Source organism: Segatella copri, assembly GCF_009494835.1.
Classification (GTDB): Bacteria; Bacteroidota; Bacteroidia; order Bacteroidales; family Bacteroidaceae; genus Prevotella; species Prevotella copri_F.
This window is the reverse complement of the sequence record NZ_VZBE01000029.1, coordinates 1-3,889: the sequence shown is the minus strand read 5'-3', so window position 1 is coordinate 3,889 and position 3,889 is coordinate 1. Positions and strand designations below refer to the sequence as shown.

The 3,889-nt window shown below is 37.7% G+C and carries 6 protein-coding genes; 1 reads left to right on the top strand and 5 read right to left on the bottom strand.

The features are described from left to right. Together F7D47_RS05185 and F7D47_RS05180 are read right to left on the bottom strand one after the other, a co-directional pair. A partial coding sequence (locus F7D47_RS05185; RefSeq protein ID WP_437182476.1) for a DEAD/DEAH box helicase occupies positions 1-1,229 on the bottom strand: 1,229 nt, incomplete at its 3' end. Between the two features lie 35 nt (positions 1,230-1,264). Then, positions 1,265-1,501 carry a hypothetical protein gene (locus tag F7D47_RS05180; protein WP_153084830.1) on the bottom strand — a complete coding sequence of 79 codons (237 nt, stop codon included), beginning with the start codon at positions 1,499-1,501 and terminating at the stop codon, positions 1,265-1,267. 156 nt (positions 1,502-1,657) lie between these two features. Here F7D47_RS05180 and F7D47_RS05175 point away from each other — a divergent pair, with 156 nt between their 5' ends. Then, complete coding sequence (locus F7D47_RS05175; protein ID WP_118153697.1) at positions 1,658-1,924, top strand: helix-turn-helix domain-containing protein; 267 nt, start codon at positions 1,658-1,660, stop codon at positions 1,922-1,924. Here the strand turns inward: F7D47_RS05175 and F7D47_RS05170 are convergent. From F7D47_RS05170 to F7D47_RS05160, 3 genes are all read right to left on the bottom strand, one after another. Next, positions 1,908-2,243, bottom strand: a complete 336-nt coding sequence (locus F7D47_RS05170) for a hypothetical protein (protein ID WP_153084831.1) — start codon at positions 2,241-2,243, stop codon at positions 1,908-1,910. The genes F7D47_RS05175 and F7D47_RS05170 overlap by 17 nt on opposite strands. A gap of 266 nt (positions 2,244-2,509) precedes the next feature. Then, positions 2,510-2,890, bottom strand: coding sequence for a response regulator (locus F7D47_RS05165; RefSeq protein ID WP_153084832.1), 381 nt, complete (start codon positions 2,888-2,890; stop codon positions 2,510-2,512). Further along, on the bottom strand, positions 2,883-3,812 hold the full coding sequence (locus F7D47_RS05160) for a hypothetical protein (protein WP_153084833.1): 930 nt from the start codon (positions 3,810-3,812) through the stop codon (positions 2,883-2,885). The genes F7D47_RS05165 and F7D47_RS05160 overlap by 8 nt, the downstream gene beginning before the upstream one ends. Positions 3,813-3,889: the final 77 nt, after the last annotated feature.

Sequence of the window (3,889 nt, the reverse complement as noted above, 5' to 3'; positions counted from 1 at the left end):
CCGTCCTCTCCCCTGAGGGTGAGAGGGTCGGGGTGAGAGGTGGAGCCCTCTTTAATGGTAAAGAGGGACGGGGTGATTTTAGAAGAATTGACAGGGTGATTCGAAAAAGGAAGATTTTGAGAAGTATTAGAAGCTTTAAACCTTTCAATAAGTTCTTTTCGTAAAGAACTTGGCGTTTTACTATCAATAGCAACAGCCGCGATGCCGTGTTCTCTGTAGAACTCGGCAATAGCATTAGCATGAGAAATATTGATAGCATAGACGATGCCCTTTCTATCTTTACCAAATTCTTCCAAACTCTGATAGAGCCTTTCGATACTCGGCTTCTTATTCAGCAACATATCCATTTCCTTGTTCTGATAATCACCATCTGCTCCTCGCTTCTGCAAGGAGTCGATGAGCCGTTGCGTCACACTATCCGATTTGATGCTCACAAAATCGTATGTTGCCAATCTTCCCTTGCTGATAAACTCAGGAACACTCCACGACTGCACCAAGACATCAAACAGATCAGTGAATCCCTTACCATTCAATCGGCAAGGAGTAGCCGTCAGTCCCAGGAACTTAGCTTTCGGGAATCTCTCCCACATCTCCTTATAGGTCTTGGCAAGCGCATGGTGCGCCTCGTCAATCACTATCATTCCCGGTTCTTCCTCTATCTCGTCATAGTGTTTAGCCAACCATTGTATCGACACAGCCTTTATCGGCATCATGTCAGAAGTAGGATTAACAGAAGAGGCAGAAGTTGCAGCAAGCCCATCTCCACCCCTCTCACCCAGGCGGTCCCCAAGTCCCTCAGTAGGCAGCAAGCAAGTAGCAGCAAGCCCATCAGCAGGTCGCAAGCAAGTAGCAGCAAGGCGGTCCCATCCCGCACAATCTGGCGAGACCTTTGATGGTCCGCCAACCTTAGAGCGCAGCGGTTCCGAGCGACGAGGAGGAGCGGTTACATCCCCTGTCCCCTGAGGGGAAAGGGGCTTGGGGAAAGCGGTGGAGCCTCCCTTAAGGGTAAGGGAGGACGGGTGGGTTTTCGAAAAAACTCTTTGAATAGTTTCTCGAATCTGAGAAACCAACTCCCTTCTATGGGCAACAATCCAAACATTGCAATTGGAATGTTCCCTCAAAAACGATTCTACGACCGAAGCGAGTAGAACCGTTTTTCCCGTACCCGTTGGCATTTGTGCCATCACGGACCGATGAAGGCGCAACGCCTTCTCAATCCGTTCCTTCATATCCTCTTGGTAATCAAATAACTTTATTTCCTTCATTATTTAAGGGTTTCGTTGACTTTACTCCAGTCTTTATTCATCAAATCCTCGATGACGCTATGGATCTTCAAGGCATATTTTGTTCTAGGATGATTGCCATACTGTGTTCCTCTCAGAATACCTTCATAGAAGATGGTTACGATGATTTCAGTCTGTTTTCTATACATCATATATTCATATTCATCATATTTCTTGTTGCAGAGGAAGGATTTGTGTTGGGTGTTGTTGATTTCCATAATGTATATTTATAATAATTATTCTTAATTATTCACTTAAAAGTGAACAAGCTATCAATAAAATTATTATTTTTGTAACATAGAGAATGGCATTATTACCATTGAAAAGAATATGATAACAGACATAGAAAGTGCAACCTTTGAAATTTAAGCATTATGATACAGAACAAATTATTCCGTGATTGTCTCGCTGCGATTCCAGCCGAGCAAAAGGCAGAGTTCGATTTGTCTTTTGGTATTGCCGAGCGCATTAGTGAGATTCTGAAAGCCAAGGGACTCACCCAAAAGGATTTCGCCCGATTACTCAACAAGCGAGACTCAGAAATCTCCAAATGGCTAACAGGCAGACATAACTTCACGACTCAAACCATTGCTCGTATAGAAACAGCCTTGGGAAGTAAACTCATCAGCATAGCCCATTGATAGGGCTATGCTGATAACCATATTCTAAAACACTCCCTCTTTTACCCGTACCCGTTGGCATTTGTCCCATCACGGACCAATGAAGGCGCAACAGCTTTTCTTCCCTTATCTGGAGTTCAATATCTCTGAACTCCGGTGTATTCATCACCTCTGCCTTCAGATGCTTCTTGATGACTTTTTTCAGATAGCGTCGCCATGCCTCCTTGTTCTCTTCGGTAACGAATGGTGGACATTGCTCTCCGTAGAAGGTGTGCCAGGTGAATGGCTCGAAGTCGAGATGCCAGAGGAAGGATTTGTGTTGGGTGTTGTTGAGTTCCATAATTTATTTTTGAACCTTTATTGTTAATTATTCACTAAGTGAACATATTAATTATAAAAGTATTATTTTTACTACATCACAAATGAAAAAATATGATTACTGACATAGAAAGTGCAGCTTTTGGACTTAAGCAATTGAACACGAGCACTTTAACCAACATGTTCGGCATGTTCACCAACTGCGGATTCCCCATGCTTGAAGTTCTTGCATACCTTTACAAATCCTAAAGAAGATTCTACATCACATAAAAACTGTAACAAGAGCTTCTATGTACGTTTTTGAATTTCATTTATTAAATCTTCAAAAAATAAAGGTTTTGTTAATAGTCGAATATCACCAAATCCGCGATTCTCCAATCCTTCTTGGACTTTGGAACTTCCTGATATTACCACTATTTTATGGTAATTAAAATCACCAAATTGTTCTTTTATTTTTGTTATAATTCCATAACCATCCATGGAACTCTTTGTTGCAAGACTAATATCTACAAATATTGTCACGAACTCATTTAGTCGGTGATATGGTACATCCTGAGACTTATCAATATGCTCAATCTCTAAGCTAGAATCGAATCCTAGAATATTAGCTGTATCAAAAGCATCCTTGACTGAGGCATATTCGTTTTCTATTATCAATATTTTATTCATTATTTATATTCATTTTAATGTTTAACATATAAAGTTCCAAGACAGGATCTGTTTTATTATCCTTTTTTGAGATCAAAGAAGCTTCCAAATGGATATTTAAGTTTTCTGAAACTCGTTTTATACTATTCAATCCAAAAGTTTTTCTCCTCATGATTTCATCTCTATCAGAAGAGTTTATATCATTAATTACAGACTGAATTTTTTCTTTATCAGAAAATGAATTTAAAAATGTTACCCAAAGATAAGAATTTTCAGAACTAATAATACACTTAGCATATCCATTATTATATTTTTTTATATTTCCTACTATATCAGATAATAAAATATCAAAAGCATCACGGTTTGTAAGAATATTACATTCTGCAACATTTTTTAATGTTGAAGAATCTATCTCTAAAGGAGACTCTTGCATAATTGCATTCCAATGACCACGAACAATTGAAATTATAGCCTGAATATTATATTGCTCATCCACGTTAAACTTAAATGGATTATTATTATCATCAAGAAAATATTTTGCTTTTCTAATGAGTTCTTTTATTTCTCTATCAGAACTTTCACAACTATTATTTATCAATTGATTATAACTTTCTTCTGGTACACTTGAATACTTTGATTTCTTTTTTATCAAACCTATAAGATTTTGGATAGGAGTTAGCCTGTTTCTTATAAAATGCATTGTTTCTTGGGCATTTTCTACAAATTTAATTTTATCATTAAGCAATTCAGAACTCTTTATTTTATGCTTTTGGATACTTCTTTCATTACTTAAAACCCTTGATAACTTATAAAAAACATTTTGCATATCTCCAACATCTTTAAATATCTTTCCATGAGATTCTTCATTGCTTAGCACAACCAAAAAAGCATAACGCCCCTCTTCACTAGGATTCTTAGTTTCTATTTTAATTGGAAACAACAAATTGTTTTTCTCTAAATCATTATCATGATTCCTAAGACATCACCAAATTTTTGAGAGCTTTTTTGTGTTAAAATAAG

What these genes read in the sequence shown, in the direction of transcription:
- F7D47_RS05180 (WP_153084830.1), bottom strand. Translation starts at nt 1,501, where the DNA reads ATGGAAATCAACAACACCCAACACAAATCCTTCCTCTGCAACAAGAAA.
- F7D47_RS05175 (WP_118153697.1), top strand. Translation starts at nt 1,658, where the DNA reads ATGATACAGAACAAATTATTCCGTGATTGTCTCGCTGCGATTCCAGCC.
- F7D47_RS05170 (WP_153084831.1), bottom strand. Translation starts at nt 2,243, where the DNA reads ATGGAACTCAACAACACCCAACACAAATCCTTCCTCTGGCATCTCGAC.
- F7D47_RS05165 (WP_153084832.1), bottom strand. Translation starts at nt 2,890, where the DNA reads ATGAATAAAATATTGATAATAGAAAACGAATATGCCTCAGTCAAGGAT.